At 73.1% G+C, this 17,625-nt stretch carries 17 protein-coding genes; 9 read left to right on the forward strand and 8 right to left on the reverse strand.

All coding sequences use genetic code 11. From position 1 onward, the window contains the following. The 3 genes from E1262_RS20330 to E1262_RS20340 form a co-directional block, all read left to right on the forward strand. On the forward strand, positions 1–1,950 hold a 1,950-nt coding region (locus E1262_RS20330), incomplete at its 5' end, for a tetratricopeptide repeat protein (protein ID WP_132104964.1). Further along, a complete protein-coding gene (locus E1262_RS20335) occupies positions 1,947–4,907 on the forward strand; it encodes an AfsR/SARP family transcriptional regulator (protein WP_132104965.1) in 2,961 nt (986 codons plus the stop codon). The genes E1262_RS20330 and E1262_RS20335, both read left to right, overlap by 4 nt. A 267-nt stretch (positions 4,908–5,174) precedes the next feature. Continuing rightward, positions 5,175–7,349: an Ig-like domain-containing protein gene (locus tag E1262_RS20340; RefSeq protein WP_132104966.1), complete on the forward strand. Its 2,175-nt coding sequence runs from the start codon at positions 5,175–5,177 to the stop codon at positions 7,347–7,349. A 740-nt stretch (positions 7,350–8,089) separates the two neighbouring features. Here the strand turns inward: E1262_RS20340 and E1262_RS20345 are convergent. Next, entirely contained in the window at positions 8,090–8,770 is a 681-nt protein-coding gene (locus E1262_RS20345; protein WP_203454098.1) for a DUF1707 SHOCT-like domain-containing protein, read from the reverse strand. A gap of 80 nt (positions 8,771–8,850) precedes the next feature. Then, entirely contained in the window at positions 8,851–9,294 is a 444-nt protein-coding gene (locus E1262_RS20350) for a (deoxy)nucleoside triphosphate pyrophosphohydrolase (protein WP_132104967.1), read from the reverse strand. A gap of 281 nt (positions 9,295–9,575) precedes the next feature. Between E1262_RS20350 and E1262_RS31770 the strand changes: the two genes are divergently transcribed. The 3 genes from E1262_RS31770 to E1262_RS20365 all read left to right on the forward strand — a co-directional run bounded on the left by E1262_RS31770 (position 9,576) and on the right by E1262_RS20365 (position 12,261). Further along, a complete protein-coding gene (locus E1262_RS31770) occupies positions 9,576–10,469 on the forward strand; it encodes a CAP domain-containing protein (RefSeq protein WP_132104968.1) in 894 nt (297 codons plus the stop codon). Between the two features lie 73 nt (positions 10,470–10,542). Further along, on the forward strand, positions 10,543–11,586 hold the full coding sequence (locus tag E1262_RS20360) for a GNAT family N-acetyltransferase (protein ID WP_132104969.1): 1,044 nt from the start codon (positions 10,543–10,545) through the stop codon (positions 11,584–11,586). 66 nt (positions 11,587–11,652) lie between these two features. Next, positions 11,653–12,261: a TetR/AcrR family transcriptional regulator gene (locus E1262_RS20365; protein WP_132104970.1), complete on the forward strand. Its 609-nt coding sequence runs from the start codon at positions 11,653–11,655 to the stop codon at positions 12,259–12,261. 14 nt (positions 12,262–12,275) lie between these two features. Here the strand turns inward: E1262_RS20365 and E1262_RS20370 are convergent, their stop codons facing one another. Continuing rightward, a complete protein-coding gene (locus E1262_RS20370) occupies positions 12,276–13,091 on the reverse strand; it encodes an alpha/beta fold hydrolase (protein ID WP_132104971.1) in 816 nt (271 codons plus the stop codon). Positions 13,092–13,301: 210 nt separating this feature from the next. Here E1262_RS20370 and E1262_RS20375 point away from each other — a divergent pair, with 210 nt between their 5' ends. Beyond that, a complete protein-coding gene (locus E1262_RS20375; RefSeq protein WP_203454100.1) occupies positions 13,302–14,642 on the forward strand; it encodes a DUF2786 domain-containing protein in 1,341 nt (446 codons plus the stop codon). 71 nt (positions 14,643–14,713) lie between these two features. Here the strand turns inward: E1262_RS20375 and E1262_RS20380 are convergent, their stop codons facing one another. Together E1262_RS20380 and E1262_RS31775 are read right to left on the reverse strand one after the other, a co-directional pair. Beyond that, positions 14,714–15,319: a hypothetical protein gene (locus E1262_RS20380; protein WP_132104972.1), complete on the reverse strand. Its 606-nt coding sequence runs from the start codon at positions 15,317–15,319 to the stop codon at positions 14,714–14,716. 335 nt (positions 15,320–15,654) lie between these two features. Next, positions 15,655–15,786: a hypothetical protein gene (locus E1262_RS31775; RefSeq protein WP_275261794.1), complete on the reverse strand. Its 132-nt coding sequence runs from the start codon at positions 15,784–15,786 to the stop codon at positions 15,655–15,657. Between E1262_RS31775 and E1262_RS20385 the strand changes: the two genes are divergently transcribed. Both E1262_RS20385 and E1262_RS20390 read left to right on the forward strand, forming a co-directional pair. After that, a complete protein-coding gene (locus tag E1262_RS20385; protein WP_203454101.1) occupies positions 15,761–16,015 on the forward strand; it encodes a Rossmann-fold NAD(P)-binding domain-containing protein in 255 nt (84 codons plus the stop codon). The genes E1262_RS31775 and E1262_RS20385 overlap by 26 nt on opposite strands. 39 nt (positions 16,016–16,054) lie before the next feature. After that, on the forward strand, positions 16,055–16,417 hold the full coding sequence (locus E1262_RS20390; protein WP_132104973.1) for an MmcQ/YjbR family DNA-binding protein: 363 nt from the start codon (positions 16,055–16,057) through the stop codon (positions 16,415–16,417). Here E1262_RS20390 and E1262_RS20395 read toward each other — a convergent pair. From E1262_RS20395 to E1262_RS20405, 3 genes are read right to left on the reverse strand one after another with little or no spacing between them, the layout of a single operon-like run. After that, positions 16,381–16,818 (reverse strand): pilus assembly protein TadG-related protein, encoded by a 438-nt coding sequence (locus tag E1262_RS20395; protein ID WP_132104974.1) that lies wholly within the window; start codon positions 16,816–16,818, stop codon positions 16,381–16,383. The two genes, E1262_RS20390 and E1262_RS20395, sit on opposite strands and share 37 nt — an antisense overlap. A 4-nt stretch (positions 16,819–16,822) precedes the next feature. Then, positions 16,823–17,251 carry a TadE/TadG family type IV pilus assembly protein gene (locus E1262_RS20400; RefSeq protein ID WP_132104975.1) on the reverse strand — a complete coding sequence of 143 codons (429 nt, stop codon included), beginning with the start codon at positions 17,249–17,251 and terminating at the stop codon, positions 16,823–16,825. Then, positions 17,248–17,625: a TadE family protein gene (locus E1262_RS20405; RefSeq protein ID WP_132104976.1), complete on the reverse strand. Its 378-nt coding sequence runs from the start codon at positions 17,623–17,625 to the stop codon at positions 17,248–17,250. The genes E1262_RS20400 and E1262_RS20405 overlap by 4 nt, the downstream gene beginning before the upstream one ends.

Below are 17,625 nucleotides of genomic sequence, written 5' to 3' on the forward strand. Positions count from 1 at the left end.
CTCGGCAAGACCACGCTGGCCCTGCACCTCGGGCACGCGCTGCGCGAGGCGCACCCCGACGGCCAGCTGTTCGCGGAGCTGCGCGGCTCCACCGTCCCCGCCGACCCCGCCGAGGTGCTGGCGGAGTTCCTGCGCGCGCTGGCCACGCCCGAGGAGGACATCCCGGCGACGCTGGACGAGCGGGCCGCGCTGTTCCGGTCCGCGTGCGCGCATCGCCGGCTGCTGGTGGTGCTCGACGACGCCCGCGACGCCGCGCAGGTGACGCCGCTGCTACCGGGCGCCGGCGGCTGCAGCGTGCTGGTGACCAGCCGGCCGCAGCTGAGCATGATCCCGGCCGATGTGCAGATCGACCTCGCGCTGTTCTCCGACGACGACGCCTACGAGCTGCTCGAGTCGATGGTCGGCAGCGATCGCCTGGCCGCGGAGCCCGAGGCGACCGCACTGGTCGTGAGCGCCTGCAAGGGCTCGCCGCTGGCGTTGCGGATCGCCGGTGGGCGGCTGGTCACCCGCCCGGCCTGGCCGATCGACCACTTCGCGGAGCGGCTGCTCGCCAGCCGGCTCGACGAGCTGGAGATGGGCGACCTCAGCGTGCGGTCCATGCTGACCGCGTCGGTGCAGGGCCTCGACCCCGCCATCGCGTTCCGGTTCCGGCTGCTCGCGGCCGTGCCCGGTCCCGCCGTCGACGTCGAGACCGCGGCCGCCACCTGGGACGTCTCCGCCGACGACGCCCGCGGTGTGCTCGAGCACCTGGTCGACGTGCGGCTGATCGACTCCGCCGCGCCCGACGAGTACCGCTGGCACGACCTCGTCGACGACCACCTGCGCGCCGTCGCCGACTCCCACCGCGTCACCGCGGCCCGGCGCCGCCTCGTCCGGTACTACTTGCGCTGCCTGCACAACCTGTGGCCGGTGCTGCGGCCGGGCGGCACGGCGGTCGAGCCCGGGGCCTGGTTCCCGCACGAGGTCACCGGGCGGTCGTTCGCCGACCGCGCCGAGATCCACGCCTGGCTGCACCCGCACACCGCGCTCATGACCTCGCTCGGCCTGGCCGGCCTGCACTCCGACCGGCAGGACGTCGTCGACGAGTCCGCCGCGCTGCTGCTGGCGCTGGCCCGGGCCCGGTACGAGTGCTGCCGCGAGGCGCACACCGAGGACCTCTCGCGCGCGGTCCTCGACGTCCCGCCCAAGCTCGGCGACCCGGTACTGACGGCGCGCGCCTGGCACGCGCTGGCGCTGTCGCTTGGTGCGCAGAGCCGGCGCGACGAGGCGCTGGAGGCCGGCGCCCGCGGCCTGGCGGTCCGCCGCGAGCTGGGCGACCGGTACGGCGAAGTGATCATGCTGCACAACATGGCGGTCTGGCACGAGCTGGACGGACGGTACGACGAGGCCGCCGAGCTGTTCGAGCGGTGTGCCGACTCCGACGACGTCCTCTCGCCGGAGGTCCGGCGACGCTGCCGGCGTAACCTCGCCGACGTGCAGATCAGCCTGGGCCGCTACGACGACGCCCGGCGCAACCTGGAGCTGACCGGCGAGGGGCTCGGTGACGAGCCCGGCATCGAGCTGTTCGACCAGCTGCTGGCACTCGGGCACCTCGCGCTCGAGACCGGTGCCGCGGGCGACGCGGTGGCCGGGTTCGAGCGCGCCGTCGCGGTCGCCGTCGAGCTGGGTTCGGTGCCGCTGCAGGCCACCGGCCTGGTCAAGGAGGCCAACGCGCTGCGCCGCGCCGGTCGCGACGGCGGCGGGCCGGCCGCGCGCGCGGCGGCGCTGGCCCGCGAGGGTCATCTCGCCGACGTCGAGGCCGAGGCGCTGGCCGAGCTCGGCCACAGCCGCTCGGGCGACGGCGACGACGAGACCGCCCGGGCGCACTGGGCGGCGGCGCTGCGCATCTTCGAGTCACTCGGCTCCCCGCGCGCCGACGAGTTGCGTGACCTGGTGGCGGAGCGGCGGTGACCCGCACCCCGGACCTCGACGTCGGGCCGCGCAGCGGTCCGGCCGAGGTCGCGGGGCCGGAGGTGGGGCTGGACGTCCGGCTGCTCGGCGCGGTCGAGGTCCGCCGCGACGGAGTCCCGGTGCCGGTGCCCTCCGGGCGGCCGGCGGTCATCCTGGCCGCTCTGGCGCTGCGTCCCGGCGGCGTCGTCTCGCATGGCACGCTGGCCCGGCTGCTGTGGACCGACGCCCAGCCCGAGCATCCGCGGGCGGCGCTGCAGACCCACGTGGCCCGGGTTCGCGCGGTGCTCGGCCGGTCCGCGGTCGGGTCGACCGCCGACGGCTACCGGCTCGTCCTGCCGCCCGACGTCGTCGACGTCACGCGGTTCCGCGGGCTGTCCGCGGCGGCGCGCGCCATGGACGACCTGCCCGGGCGGCTCACGCTGCTGGACCGGGCGCTGGTCCTGTGGCGGGGCAACCCGCTGGCCGGCCTCTGGCCCGACGTCCTGACCCGCCAGAGCGCGCCGTCCCTGCTCGACGAGGTGCTGACGGTGGCCGAGCGGGCGCACGAGCTCCGGCTGATGCTGCACGGTCCCGGCGACGGCGTGATCCGGGAGCTACGCGAGCTGGTGACGGCGTACCCGGAGCGTGAGGGCGCCGCCGGGCAGCTGATGATCGCCCTCTACCGCGAGGGCCGCCAGGGCGACGCCCTCGGCGTCTTCCACGACACCGTCCGCGCCCTGCGCGCCGCCGGCCGGCGTCCCGGGCCGAAGCTGGCCGCCGTCCACGCCCGCCTGCTCAGCGGCGGTGAGCTCAGCACCGACGACCCCGATGGCGACCCGGCCGCGACGGGCGCGACCGGCACTTTCCCGGCCCCACCCGCGCCCGTCGCAGCGGCCGCCTCGGCCGCACCCGCTGCCGCGGGGCCGGGCACGCGACCCGCGCAGCTGCCGTCCCGGCCGCGGTCCTTCGTGGGGCGGGCCGCGGAGGTCGCGACCCTCACGGCCGCTCTTCGCGACGGCCGCGGGCCCGTGGGCCGCTGCCGGACCGTGCTCGTGTCCGGACCCGGCGGCACCGGCAAGACGACGCTGGCGCTGCGCGTGGCGCACGAGGTCCGCGACCGCTATCCCGACGGCCAGCTCTTCGCCGATCTGCGCACCAGCACCGACGCCGCCGCACAGTCCCATTCCCCTCGTGGGACTCGCCGCCGCCTGGGACCTCGCGGTCAGCCTTGGCACAAGGGCACCGACGCGCTGGCCGGGCTGCTCCGCGCGCTCGGCGTCGGAGGCCCGGACCTGCCGCCGCGCCCGCGGGAACGGGCCGAGCTGTTCCGCCGCCTGTGCACCGGCCGCCGGCTGCTGGTGCTCATGGACGACGCCGATCCGGACACCGTGGCGTCGCTGCTGCCGGCGGAGCCGGAGTGCGCCGTCATCGTCACCAGCCGGCGCCGGATCCCCGGCCCGCCGGTCGACGCACGTGTCGACCTCGGCATGTTCTCCGAGCCGGAGGCCCGCGAGCTGTTGGCGTCCGTCGTCGGCGCGGACCGGCTGGCCGCCGAGCCCGACGCCACCACCGTCGTCCTGGACCGGTGCGCCGGGTCGCCGCTGGCGGTGCGGATCGCCGCCGGGCGGCTGGCCACCCGGCCGGCCTGGCCGATCGGGCACTTCGCCGGGCGGCTGCGCGACGGCGACCGGCTGGGCGAGCTGCGGGCCGGCGGGCTGGCCGTCCACGCGATGCTCGACGCCACCTACGTGAGCCTGCAGCGGGTGCAGGCGCAGCGGTACCGGTTGCTCGCGGCGCTGACCGGCACCACCGTCGACGCCGAGACCGCCGCCGTCGTGTGGGAGGTCGACGTCGACGAGGCGCGGCGGCTGCTGGACCGGCTGGCCGACATCCGGCTGCTCGAGCCGGACGGCGACGGCGGCTTCGGCTGGCACGACCTCGTCGACGACCACATCCGCGCGGTGTGCGACCCGGTGACGGCACGGGCGGCGCGCCGGCGCCTGCTCGGCCACCTGTTGCTGACGCTGCGCAACGCCCGGCTGCGGCTGCGGCCCGTCGACCGCGTGCCCGGCGTGGTGCGGCTGCCGGAGGGCTGTCCGCCCGGGCGGCCGTTCGCCGACCGGGGCGAGATCCACGCCTGGCTGCACCCGCGCCGTACGCAGCTGATCGCGATGGCCCGCGCCGAGCTGGCCACCGGCGAGTACCCGGCCGTGGACCACGCGGCCGGTCTGCTGGTCCTGCTCGACGCCGTCGCACGCGAGTGCTGCGACAGCGGCGACGACGAGGAGACGGCACGGACGGTGCTGGGCGCGGCCACGCCGCCGTCCGAACCCGCCATCAGCGCGGCCGCGTGGACCAACCTCACGCTGACCCTGGCCGCGCAGCACCGGCTCGACGAAGCACTCGTGGCGGCCGATCACGCCGTCGAGCTCCGCCGCGCCCTCGGCGATCGGTACGGCGAGCTGATCATGTTCGAGAACCAGGCCTGCATCCACATCGAGGCCGGCCGGTATCAGGAGGCGGTAGAGGTCATCGCCCCGTGCGTTGCCGACCGTGAGTTCCTGTCGCCGCAGGTCCGCGCCCGGTGCCTGCGGACCCGCGCGCGGGCGTACGCCGGCCTCGGCCGGGCCGCCGCGGCCCGCGCCGACCTCGCCGCCGCGGACGCCGTCGAGACGCCGGCCCCGGTGTCGTACGACGCGCACTACGCGGCCTCGGTGACGGCGGCCGTGCACCGGGCCGCCGGCGACCGGGCCGAGGCGCTGCGCTCCTGCCGTCACGCGGTCGACATCGCCGTCGCGCTCGGCTCGACCTGGATGCGGGCGCTGTCGCTGCTCGACACGGCGCGGACGCTGCGGCATTTCGGTGCCGACGGGAGCGCGGCCGCCGCTGACGCCGTCGCCGTCGCCGTCGAGAACCGGCACGTCCGGCTGGCCGAGGAGGCCCGCTCGGAGCTCACCCTGGCCACGGCCGGACGCTGATCCCGGTCTTTGTCCGGATTTGAACGGACAAGCGTATCTCATCGATTCTTCGGCAGAAATGTTCCCGGAATTCGGCGTGACCACTTGGCGATGGCGCTGTCACGTCGCAGTCGACTTGTGTAACGTGATCTCGCCCGGGTTTCCGCACGTCAGATGCCAGATTCCGGCTGAATGGGTGATTCGGGCAACGCCATGTCAAATGGAGTATTTGGAGAATTTGTGAGCGCAATGCTGCCGCGTCGGCGAAACGCGGCACGGTTCGCCGGGGTGCTCGTCGCCTCGGCCGTGGTGAGCGGGGGCGTCTTCGCCTCCAGCACCGCGGCCCAGGCCGACGAACAGATCCCGGTCACCGTGCCGTCCTTCGCCGCCGACGACTTCATCGAGCTGGCGGCGCAGCTGCCGGCCACTTTGCGGGAGGCGATCGAGCGCGATCTCGGCGTCGCTCCCGAGCAGTACCTGGCCAACGCGGAGCGGGCACGCGCCGCCTCCGACGCTGCCACGGTGCTGCGCGACCAGGGCGTCGAGGTGCTCGGTGCCTCGATCGACGGCCAGGACGTCACCATCAACGTCGCCAGCGAGGCCGACGCCGCCGCTGTCGAGGCCAGCGGCGCCCGTGTCGTCGTCGGCCCGCTGGACGCTCTGAACAGCGAGCGTGAGGTCCAGCCGGCCCGCGACCACAAGGGCGGCTACGGCTACGCCTACCAGATCAGCGAGCCGGACGAGACCGGAGCGTTCGACCTGAGCCGCTGCTCCGTCGGGTTCAGCGGCTACGACCCCGACGGCAACTCGCGCTTTCTGACCGCCGGCCACTGCGGCGTCAGCGAGGAGACCGGCGAGCAGTTCACCTACCCGGTGCACCACATCGAGCTGGATGGCCCGATCTGGGCCACCGAAGACTGGGCGGCGCAGTTCCCCGGCCCCGACCTCGGCGAGTTCGTCCCGGGCTCGTTCCACTACGGCGAGGAGCACGATGGCGGCCTCGTCGACATCACCGACCCGGAGTGGACCGCGGTGCCGCAGGTCGCCGGCTGGGGCGGCGGCGCGGGCGCGCCCGACGACGCCTCCGTCACCATCCGCGGCCCGATCGACGCCGTCGCCGGCGCCCAGGCCTGCAAGTCCGGCGCCACCTCGGGCTGGACCTGCGGCGAGATCCTGGTGCCGGTGCAGAGCACGCCGGTCGGTGAGCAGGCCGTCACCGGCTTCATCTTCAACGCCTGCATGCTCGGCGGCGACAGCGGCGGCTCGGTCGTCGTCGGCAACTACGCGGTGGGCGTGAACTCCGGCTCGACGCACGACGGCCGGACCGACTGCGACAGCTGGAACCCGGCACAGTCGCCCGACACCGGTGACGCCGACTTCAGCATCGGCTACTCGCTGGCGACCGGCCAGTACAACGCGCTGACGCTGCTGGGCAGCGACTGGGAGCTGGCGGTCGCCATCAGCACCCCGGTGGTCACGTCGCCCGAGGACGGCGGCGAGACCGGCCCGCGGCCGACCTTCACCGGCACCGTCGAGGCGGCCCGGTCGACCCACAAGGTCAGCCTGGTCATCGACGGCGAGCAGACCTACGAGGGCACCGTCACCGACGACGGCGCCTTCTCGGTGGCCGTCACCGAGGACCTCGCCCCGGGTGAGCACACCTACGAGATCACCGCGTCGTACGGCCACTTCTCCCGGTCCGCGCCGGCGGAGGGCACCTTCACCTCGACCGAGGTGCAGGCCGAGGAGCTGACGGTCTCGTCGCCCAGCGACGGCCAAACGACCGGCAACGCCCGGCCCAGCTTCACCGGCACCGGCCAGCCCGGCGCCACCGTGACGTTGACCGTCGGCGACGAGGTGCTCGGCGAGGCCACCGTCGGCGACGACGGCAGCTGGACCATCACCCCGTCGGCGGACCTGCCGGTCGGCGAGCGGTTCGACGCCACCGTCATGCAGGAGTTCGAGGGCGACAGCCAGGCCGTCACGGTGGCCGACCTCGGCATCACGGTGCCGCCGGTCACCATCACCGAGCCGGAGGACGGCGCGACCGTCGCCGGTGACGTCGTCTTCGGCGGCACGGTCTACCCGGGCGCCACGCTGACGCTGGCGATCGAGGGCACCGTCACCGAGTCGTCGGAGCGTGTCCAGACCGCCGCCGACGAGTGGCCAGGCGAGCTCGAGATCGCTGAGGACGGCACCTGGACGTTCACCCCCGACGAGGCGCTGGAGAACGGCGAGTACACGCTCACCGCCTCCGCGGCCGTCGAGGGCGGCGACCCGGAGTTGACCGCGTCGGAGACCTCGGTCTCGTTCACCGTCGCCTCCGAGGGTGACGACGACGGCGACGAGCTGCCCGACACCGGTTCGTCGAACGTCTGGATGATCGTGGTCGGCGTCGCGCTGCTCGCCCTGGGCGGCGTTGCGATCGCGATCCGCGCCCGGCGCAACGGCACGACGGCCTGAGGCGCGTCGTACTGGTACTGACACCGGCGGCCCCGGGCCCTGCGATGTTGGCGGGGACCGGGGCCGTTGTCGTGCCCAGACCGGCCGTCTCCGCGCCCTTCGAGTGTCGTCGGGCCGGGCATGGCTCCAGGTATGGTCACCTTGGCTCGGCGCCTTGCACCGACGATGTCGAGGAGACCTCCGGCCCCCTCTCATCGCCGGTCTGCCCGGCCCTCCTAAGTGCTGACCAGCAGTGAATGCGCGATGAAAGCGATCTGAAAGCGGGCCTGCCTAGTGTTTGAGCCAGCGCAGGACACGAGGAAGTCCTCCACCGCCTCGATCCCGCGCTCGCCAACGGGCGCTTCCACGGGGGAGCTGTCCCGGATATAGACCGGCCCCGCAGGTCCGTGCCCGGCCTGCGGGGCCGCCTTATGTCGCTCTTCTGCTGCTTCCGTGGGTACGGCGCCCGGCGACTGGTCGGCGTGACGTCGGTCCGGGCGAGGACGGGCGACGCACCCATCCAGTGTTGATCTTGGACTTGTTCGGCCATCTATCGGACATTTCACCGCACAATCGCCGAACAACTCCAAGATCAACATCGGAAGCCCGGGCCCTCAGCGAACTCACATCATCAGCACCGAACGTCGCAGCGATCTGACACCGTCGCGGCCACGCACCCACGGATGAAGCAGACGTGCCCCAATGTCTACGGCCGGTCCGGGCCGGCTTGTCGGCCTTGGACTAAGAGCCCCGCCGCCGCGTCACTCCGCGCGCTTGGCCGCCTTCTTGGCCTGCTTCAGCGTCATGTCCTTGGTCTCCTCGGGCAGGCGCCACACGTCGATGCCGCCCATGAGGTTGTACGCGAGGATCCTGATGCGCGGCGCGCCCGCCCGGGCCGGCCGCCGGCTGCCCCGCTCGCCCGTGCCGCCCATCAGCGAGAACCCGCCGACGTCGACGTCGATGGTGTCGGGCACGTAGATGTCCATGCCGCCCATGATCGTGATCGCGACGATCGTGGTCTCGTCGGAGTCGAGCTCCGCGTGTCGCAGGTCGATGTCGTGGCCGCCCATCACGGCGACCGCGTTGACCCGTTCCGCCGCCCGCCAGCGGCCGCGCTTCTCCGTCCCGCCCATGAACGCGACGATCCACTTGGTGGCCGAGCGGCGGGCGGCGTTGTCCGGGCGGACGACCGGCCCACCGGCGGCCGGCGCCAGCTCGCTCGACCCCGGCAGGTCCGCCGTCAGCTCGGCGAGGTCGTCGCGGGTGACGGACCGGTACGCCAACCCGATGCGCTCCTCGAGCTCGGCCAGCGTGAGCCGGCCGGTGGTCGCGTGCTCCGACAGCGCCTCGACGACCTGCTCCCGCTCGGCGTCGGACGCGCGGACGCCGGGCATGACATGCGGCTCCCTGGGCTGGTCGGCGGGTTCGGGCGCGGTGGTCATACCGGCCAGGCTAGTGCTGTTCGCCGGGCGGCGTCGTCCACCGCTCAGTTGACCTCGGAGCGGCGCTCCGGCCCGCGCCGTCAGGCCCGCGCGGATGGGCAACCCGCGATCAGCGCCTCCACCACGGTGACATCCGCCGGCAGCCACGGCACACCGGGCCACTCGCCGGGACCGAGCCAGCGCAGCTCGTCGTGGTCCTCCAACGGCGCCGGCACGCCGTCGGCGACGACCGCGAACCACAGCCGCATCGTCAGACCCGGCCCGAGCGCCCACCGTCCGTCGTACGGACCGGTGAGCTCCGCGCCGACCTCGACGGCGATGCCGAGCTCCTCGCGCAGCTCGCGGTGGAGCGCGTCCAGCGGCTGCTCGCCCGGCTCGACCTTGCCGCCGGGGAACTCCCAGCCGCCGGCCAGCTCGGGCGGTTCGCTGCGCCGCGCGGCCAGCAGCCGGGTGGGCAGCGCGAGGTCGTCGACGATCGCGGCCGCGACGACGAGCCGCTCCGGCGGCGCCTGCTGTTCGCTCATGCGAGACATCTTCGCCCACGGTTCGATTCGGTCACTTCTTTCAGATGGGTGTTCACCGGTATGACCTCGGCACTCTCGGTCGATGACCGCCCTTGTTCACAGGTGTCTTCCTTGATCGATGTTTGAGATGGGCGGTTCGTGGACAAAACTGGGCGATGGCTACGGAATGTCGGTTCTCGTGAAATGACCGGGACTCGGTGCGCTGCAGCCGGCCCGGATGGAAAGGATCTGCCCCCGTGAGCTCGAACCTGCCGCGATACAGACAACGGCGTGTCCGAGAGGTGCCACTGCTGGTCCGGGCCGGCCTCGTGCTGCTTGTCGGCTGCCTGGCGGTCGCCGGGCTGGTCCTGGCGATCACGGACGGTCCGCCCGTGCTGCACGCGCGCGCGGAGGGCGGATCGCGGGTCGACGACTTCACGGGCGACGAGACGCCCAGGCCCGAGTCCGGCACGAGCCCGTCCGGCACTCCCACCGAGCCCGCGGAGACGCCGTCGCCATCCGGGTCGGAAAGCCCGTCGCCGGAGGAGTCCGACGACACCGACGGCGAGTCGGGCGGCGGCTTCGGCGGGTCCGACGACGACTCCGGGTCGCACGAGGACGACCTCACCGCCACGACGCCGCCGCGCGAGCCCGACTCGCCGCGGCCGACGGACTCGCCCGAGCCCACCGACGAGCCGTCCGAGCCGTCGGAAGAGCCGACCGACGAGCCGTCGGAGGACCCGTCCGACGAGCCCACCGACCAGCCGACGACCGAGCCGTCGGAGGAGCCGACCGAGGATCCCGATCCGCCGCTGATCGACCTGTTCAGGTCGGAGGAGCAGCTGCTGGAGTCCGCCGACGAGTCGCGTGAGGAGGCCGGCTGCCCGGCGCTGCGGATCGACCCGCGGCTCACCGTCGCCGCCCGCGAGCACAGCGAGGACATGCGCGAGCGGCTCTACTTCTCCCACGTCAACCCCGACGGCGAGACGCCGCAGGACCGCGCGGCCGACGAGGGCTACACCGCGCCGGTCGGCGAGAACCTGTCGCACGGGCTGCGCAACGCCGAGCAAGTCGTCCGCGACTGGAAGGGCGAGGAGCGCGACCGGCTGCTCGACTGCTCGTACACGTCGGCCGGCGTCGGCGTGGAACGTGGTCTGCTCACCTCGTGGTGGACGCTGATGCTGGGCACCGGCTGACGGTGGTCCGGGCGGGTCGCGGCCGCGGAAATTCGCTCGCGGCGCAGTGCGGCGCGCCCTTACGGTGTCCGCCATGAGCACCGTCGACCTCGAGCCGCTCGCGGTCCGGGCCGCGGCGCCGGCCGAACTGCCCGCGCTGCCCGCCGATGCCGGTCTGAGTTGGCGGCCGCTGACGCCCGGCGACGTCCCCGCCTGGTACGCCCTGTGCTCCGTGGTCGACGACCACGACGACGCGATCGAGCGGGTGGCGGAGTATGAGCTGGTCGACCGGTTCAAGGGCACCTGGCGCGACCCGGCTCGCGACAGCATCGCCGGGTTCGACGCCGACGGGAACGTCCGCGCCTACGCCTGGGTCGACTTCCGATCGGTCACCGAGGGCACGCATGCGCCGACGCTGTTCGGCGCGGTGCATCCGGAGTACCGGCGTCGGGGGATCGGACAGGCGCTGCTGGCCTGGTCCGAGGCGCGCGGGCGGCAGCAGCTGGCCGCCACCACGGTGAACCTCCCGGCTCGCATCCGGGTGTACGTCGACGAGCACCACGCCGCGGCGCGCCGGCTGGCCGAGGCCGCGGGGTTCACGGCCATCCGCTGGTTCGTCGTCATGCGGCGCGACCTCGGTGTCGCGCTACCGGCCGGCGACGTGCCCGACGGCCTGCGCATCGAGCCGTACTCGAAGGAGCGCGACGAGGACATCCGCGTCACGCACAACGAGTCGTTCGCCCGCGACCACTGGGGCTCCAGCCCGATCGACGCGGAGGCCTGGGCGCTCAACGTCGTGGGCGGTGAGAAGTTCCGGCCCGACTGGAGCTTCGTGGCCGTCGAGGAGGCCACCGGCCGCGTCGTCGGGTACCTCATGTCCGGGGCGTACGACCAGGACTGGGAGCCGCAGGGCTTCACCGAGGGCTGGACCGACCTCGTCTCCGTCCTGCGCGAGTGGCGTGGCCGCGGGCTTGCGGGCGCCCTGCTCACGGCCGCGATGCGGGCCTACGCCGCCGGTGGCATGCAGTACGCCGGCCTCGACGTCGACACCGACAACCCGACCGGCGCGCTCGGCGTCTACACCCGGCTCGGTTACGAGCGCATGCAGGGCAGCCTCCTGCTGACGAAGGAGATCTGAGCCGCTCGCAGTTCTGAACTGCGAGGCACTGTCAGTTGACCGTCATCGGCGCTACGATCGGCGCTGATGACCGAGCAGATGACGCGCCCGCTGGGCCTGCGCGAGCGCAAGAAGCTCAAGGCGATGCGCCACATCCAGCGGGTGGCGCTGGACCTCTTCGACCGCGACGGGTACGCGCACGTCACGATCGAACGCATCGCCGCCGAGGCCGAGGTGTCGCCGAGCTCGATCTACAGGTATTTCGGCACCAAGGAGATGATCGTCCTCTGGGACGAGTACGACCCGATCATGCTGCAGGCCTTCGACGACCGGCTGGCGGCGCAGGACCCGATCTCAGCGCTGCGCGAGGTGCTCACGGAGGTCGTCACGGCCGCGATGTTCGACCAGGACGAGCAGTTCATCCGGCGGCGCATGACCTACATGATGGAGGAGCCGTCCGTCCGGGCCAGCATGGGCCGGCAGGCCGACGAGACCGCCGTCCAGCTGCGGCAGACCATCGCCAAGCACACCGGCCGCGACCCCGACGGTCTGGAGCTGCGCGTCGTCACCGTCGCGCTGATCTCCGCGTTCATGGAGGCCATCGCCTACTGGCACGACTCCGGGTACCGTGACTCACTGAGAGAGATCGTCGACGGCGCGCTGGACGTCATCGAGCGCGGGCTGCGGGTGGGGTGAACCGTCTCCCCGATTCAGCGGGCCAGCCGGGCGCGCTCGAGGAAGGTGAGCACGGCGGCGTTGAACGCGGCCGGCTGTTCCATCGTCAGCGTGTGGCCGGTCCCGGGGACGACGGCGCTGGCGGCGAACTGCGCCTCGGCCTCGATGCGGCCGGCCACCGTGTGGATGTCGGACGAGTCGAGGTCGCCGACCAGCACCAGCAGCGGCGTCGTCAGCTCACCGAGCCGTTCCAGCGCGCCAAGCTCGCGCAGCGCCCCCGACCCCGACGCGTGCGCGTCGACGACGTCGCGGGCCATCTGCCGGCAGCGCTCCCGCACCTGCGGGTCGAGCGCGCCTGGCGCCCGCTGCGGGCCGTCGACCCACGCGCGCAAGAAGAACTCCACGTACTCGTCGACATCGCGGGCCTGCGCGGCCTCGGCCTGCTGCCGCATGAGCGCGAGGATGGCCGGGTCGGTGAACTGCATGCCGCTCACACCGGGACTGGCCAGCACCATCATTTCGACGGCGTCCGGGTACGCCAGCGCGAAGTCGATCGCCGTCCGCGCCCCGTACGACAGCCCGACGAGCGACGCCCTGCTCACGTCCAGGCCGGCGAGCAGCTCACGGAGGTCCTCGTACGCCGCGAAGTCCGACTTCGGCGTGGACGATCGGCCGTGCCCGCGGGCGTCGTACCGGATGACCCGGTAGCCGGCGCGGACGAACGGCGCCACCTGGCCCTCCCACATGCGGTGGTCGAGGGACCCGCTGTGCAGCAGGACCAGCGGATGCCCGGCACCCCGCTCGTCGAAGTACAGCTCGCCGTCGCGGACCGGGACTCGGCCACTGGTCATTGCACGCATCTCCCGTTCGGTCGTCGGTGAGCCAAGGCGACCCTGACGCAAGGTATGACACCACGAGACGACCTCGGTAGCGTCGTCCATCTCGTGGGCACCCCACGGCTGCGGCCGGGCTTGCAGGAACAACTGTGTCGGACCGAGCCGCGATGATGGGCGGGATTGCTCGGTTCGGGTGGTCTTTTTCGGGTTGACGAGAGGTGGTCCGTGTTCGCGCACGACGGCGACCGGCAGCGGCCGGTGACAGCTCAGGTCGTGGCCGAGTGGCTGCTCGCTGTGGCCACCGACGGCCTGCGCCGCGGGCCCGACGGTGTCGCCGCCGGCGTCCGCGCGGTGTCGGCCGCCGTCCCGGCCCGTCTGGTGGATGCGGCGGTGGCCCAGGTCCTGCGCGCCCAGGTCGACCGCCTCTGGGCGTCCGGCTGGCTCCCCGTCGATCTCTACGAGGTCACCCGGCGCCAGGCATCGGCGCCTGCCCTTGTTGTCGCCGCCGACGCCATGGCCGACGCCGCGGCCCAGTACCCCGCTGCAGCGACGCATCGGCGCTGGCTGGCGCAGCTGGACGAGGTCGGCGCGGAGCCGTGGTGGGACCGTGCCGCTCCCTATCCCGCGCAATGGGCCGACCACCACGGCATCGAGCGGTCGGCGTTGCTCGAGGCGGCGCTCGAACTGGTGGGTGTTGCCCTTCGGTTGCCGGCACTGCAGCTGATCCTCCCGCCGCCCGGACACGCGACCGCCGCGCCGCCTGATGCCGACGACGCTGCTGCGCGTCTGCGGGCCACCGCCGGGAACGGCGACCCGCATGGGTCGGCCGCCGACACTGGTGGTCCCGACCGTCCGCGCCCGTCGCCCGAGAAGGTGCTCGGCCGGGTGCGCGCCCTGCTGGCCAAGGCCGAGTCGACGCCCTATCCGGAGGAGGCCGAGGCGCTGTCGGCGAAGGCGCAGGAGCTGATGAGCCGCTACTCCATCGAGCAAGCGCTCGCCGACGCCGTCACACCCGAATGCCGCACCACCGTCGCGTCGGCGCGTCGCATCTGGCTGGACGCTCCGTACGTCGGTCCGAAGACGCTGCTGGTCGCCGAGGTCGGCTCGGCCAACCACTGCCGCACTGTCTCCAGCGAGAAGCTCGGCTTCGTCACCGTCCTCGGCACCGACTTCGACCTCGAGGTCGTGGAGGTGCTGTCCACCTCGCTGCTGGTCCAGGCCGCCCGGGCGATGCTGGCGACCGGCTCCCAGTACTCCCGCCTCGGCACGTCGCGTACCCGGTCGTTCCGGCACTCGTTCCTGCTGTCGTACGCCACCCGCATCGGCGAACGGCTCCGCGACGCAGCCGCCCATACCGCCGCAGCCGCCGGAACCGACCTCGTCCCGGTCTTCGCCGACCGCTCCCGAGCCGTCGACACGCTGTTCGACTCGCTGTTCGCCTCCACCACCGTCCGCCGCTCGTTCTCGGCCGGCAATGCGGCGGGCTGGGGCGCCGGCCGAAGCGCCGCCGACCGCGCAGTGCTCACTACGGAGCGCCGCGCGGTCCGGCAGGCTCGCAGGCCCTGACCCGCCGCTTGCCACAAGTTGACGGCGAGCCTCTTGGCCTCGCCCCGGCCGTGGGTCGGAGCCGCGCCGGATCATCTCTGTCCGGCGGTTTCGGCGAGTTCGACCCGGGCGACCAGCCAGCCACCGGCCGCGGCGCGATAGCTGAGGCCGACCTCCAGCACCATGCCGGTGTCGTAGGTCAGCCTGCCGTGCGCCTGCGCCGCCGGGCCGGGGTCGGCCACCTCGATCTCGACGAGTTCGCCGGTGGGGATCGTATCGATGGCGACATCGCGATACTCGGCGGCCTGCTCCGGCGTGAGCCACGACGACATCGCCGCGAACCAGGCATCGCGGCCGACGCTCGTGCGGGTGAACGCGAGTCCGAAGCCGCGCGTCACCTCCGACCATCCAGCCGGTACGCCACCGGCGTCCTTGGATGACGGCGGTGCGCGGTCGCCGGCTCCACCGTCGTCCGCGGCACTACCAGTGCCGTGCTCGCCGTCCGGAGCGCTGCTGCCGCCACCACCGTCGCCATTGGGAGGTGTGCTTGTGATCGGTCCGGTCGGTTGGGCGAGCGGCACGTCGGTGGCCGCCGCTTCCGGTGGCAGGATCGCCTCGGACGACGGGCCGGAGGTCAGGATCGCCGCGATGATTGCCGCGCCGCCCACCGCGACCGCCATCACGAGCAGCCAGAGCATCTGCTCGAGCCGACGGTGTCGCGCGGCCGGGTCGCGGGACGAGCCCAGCGTCGTCCAGGCGCCATCATCCGGTGCGGTCGCCGGGTCAGGCGGCAAGACCCTCCGCGGCGGCCGCACCGGCGCACTGTTCCCCTCTTCCCTTGCGTGGATCCCGGCCGCCTGGGACCTCGCGGTCGGCGGCTGGCTAGGGTGAGGCGCGCCGACGTCAGGAGTGTCGGTCCCGGCCATGTCCGTCACCCTTCCGTCGACGCGCCTCACCTTCTATGGGTGCTTTCGCGAAGCCGAATGTGACAGCGCCGGCGAAATTTCTCTGATCGATTTCCGGGAGCGCTGCGTCAGTCCAGGCCGACGGCGTCGGCGAGGGCGTCCATCTCCAGCGCCAGGACCGCGGCCGGCCGGGTCTGGCATCTGCCGACGGCTCCGGCGGTGTCGACGCGGCGGGTGCACGAGCTGATCGCCGAGGTCACGGGCCGTCCCCTCGCTGTCGACGTGCTGGCCGAGCCGCGGCCGTGGGGACCGTTCGACGACGTGTTCATGGCCGAGTATGCGAAGCTCTTCTACCAGTACCTCGAGCCGCAGGTCATGGACTCGTCGACGTTCGAGCAGGCCTTCGGCGTGCAGCCGACGCCGCTCGCCGCCGCGGTGGCCGAGACCGTCGCCTGGTACCCCGCGACGCTGCGCCCGGCCGCCGGCTGACCCTCGACCTTGTCGGACCCGCGCGCCACAATGCGTCGCATGGTGACGATCGACGACGTGCGGCGGCACGCGCTGTCGCTGCCCCGGACCACCGAGGGACTGGTCCGCGACAGCGTGAAGTTCCGAATCGGCAGCATCGTGTACGCGGCGGTCTCACCCGACGAGACGATCATGGGATTCGGCTACCCCAGAGAGGAGCGGGCCGACCTCGTCGCGTCCGATCCGTCGAAGTTCCTCATGCCGCTGAAGTCGGACGAGCGGTACCAGTGGGTGCGGGTGCGGCTGGCCGCCATCGACGAGGACGAGATGCGCGAGCTGCTCACCGACGCCTGGCGCATGTGTGTGCCGAAGAAGGTGGCGGCCGCCTACGACGAGTTCGGCACGGAGGTCCCGCCGGGCTGACCGGCTAGTCCAGTCACGATCTCGACGCTGGCCTCGCCGGTTGCCTCCAGGGTCGTGATCCCGATGAGCGGCAGGATCGCCGCCTGCTCGGTCGCCTCGGTCCGCACGACGATCGTGCTGCCGTCGACGGTGACCGTGCCGCTGATGCCGGCGGTGGCGAGATGCTCGCGAGCCGCGGCGACCGCCCGGGCCCGGTGGATGCCCGGCGACCCGATCAGCGTCGACCCGTCGATCTCCTGGCCCGCCGCTCTGGCCGCCTCGGCTGCGACAGCATCGGCGCGCTGCTGCGCGGTCAGCTGCCGCCGTCCGTCGTAGACGATGCCGGCCATCGCCAGCAACGCGATGGTCACGACCGCGAAGATCAGAGTGAAGCTGCCGGTCTGGTCGTTCAGGCGGCGCATCGGCTCACCTCTCCCGGTAGGTGTCGACGGGGCTGACGGCGGTCGCCGTGAGCGTGATGGCAGGCACGGCCAGCGGCAGGTCCGCGACCCGCAGTGGGCAACGGACGGTGACGGTGACGCGGCCGCGCTGCCCGGGCGGTGCCCGCAGTCCGGACACGTCCACGTCGATCTCGGTGCGAATGCACGACAGTCCCTGATCGGTCAGAGCGGCGCGAGCGACCTCGGCCGCGGCATCGCGACCGGCCGACGGGGTCCGCTGCAACGAGGCGGCCCGGGCGCCCTCGGCGGCAGCCTGATCGACCGCTCCGTCCGCGATGGCGTGCCGGCCGGCCAGCGCGATCAGCGCGATGAGCAGGAGCAGGCCCGGTGCCAGGATGGCGAGCTCTAGTGTGGCCGAGCCACGGTCCGGCCCACCGGCGGCGCCACGGCTCATGGGGCGGTCCATCGGCGGATCGGGGCGGTCGCCGACTGGCTCACGTCGACGCGCCAGCCGGGAATGAGCGTGGTCGACGAGCCACTGACGGTGACGGTGACGGTGTCGGTGTCGGCCACCTCGTGGATGTCGCCGACCCGCATGACCCTGCCATCCGTCGTCGCGGTAAGGAAGTCCGCCGCTCGCGCCGCGCCACCGGTGCCCCCGGCCATGCTGGCCGCCCGGGCGCCCTCGCGTGCCGCGGAGAGGGCGATGTTGCGGGCGTGGAACCAGAGGCCGGCATGCACGATGCCGAAGATCAGCACGAACACCGCCGGCCAGAGGACGACCGTCTCGAGGGTCGCCGAGCCGCGCTCGGAGCGTCGTCGGGTCAT

It is taken from the genome of Jiangella aurantiaca (assembly GCF_004349105.1).
Classification (GTDB): Bacteria; Actinomycetota; Actinomycetes; order Jiangellales; family Jiangellaceae; genus Jiangella; species Jiangella aurantiaca.

Coding starts and splice junctions, on each gene's coding strand:
- E1262_RS20345 (WP_203454098.1), bottom strand. CDS start 8,770: ATGACCACCGCGCCCGAACCCGCCGACCAGCCCAGGGAGCCGCATGTC.
- E1262_RS20350 (WP_132104967.1), bottom strand. CDS start 9,294: ATGAGCGAACAGCAGGCGCCGCCGGAGCGGCTCGTCGTCGCGGCCGCG.
- E1262_RS20360 (WP_132104969.1), top strand. CDS start 10,543: ATGAGCACCGTCGACCTCGAGCCGCTCGCGGTCCGGGCCGCGGCGCCG.
- E1262_RS20365 (WP_132104970.1), top strand. CDS start 11,653: ATGACCGAGCAGATGACGCGCCCGCTGGGCCTGCGCGAGCGCAAGAAG.
- E1262_RS20370 (WP_132104971.1), bottom strand. CDS start 13,091: ATGACCAGTGGCCGAGTCCCGGTCCGCGACGGCGAGCTGTACTTCGAC.
- E1262_RS20380 (WP_132104972.1), bottom strand. CDS start 15,319: ATGCTCTGGCTGCTCGTGATGGCGGTCGCGGTGGGCGGCGCGGCAATC.
- E1262_RS20390 (WP_132104973.1), top strand. CDS start 16,055: ATGGTGACGATCGACGACGTGCGGCGGCACGCGCTGTCGCTGCCCCGG.
- E1262_RS20395 (WP_132104974.1), bottom strand. CDS start 16,818: ATGCGCCGCCTGAACGACCAGACCGGCAGCTTCACTCTGATCTTCGCG.
- E1262_RS20400 (WP_132104975.1), bottom strand. CDS start 17,251: ATGAGCCGTGGCGCCGCCGGTGGGCCGGACCGTGGCTCGGCCACACTA.
- E1262_RS20405 (WP_132104976.1), bottom strand. CDS start 17,625: ATGACCCGACGACGCTCCGAGCGCGGCTCGGCGACCCTCGAGACGGTC.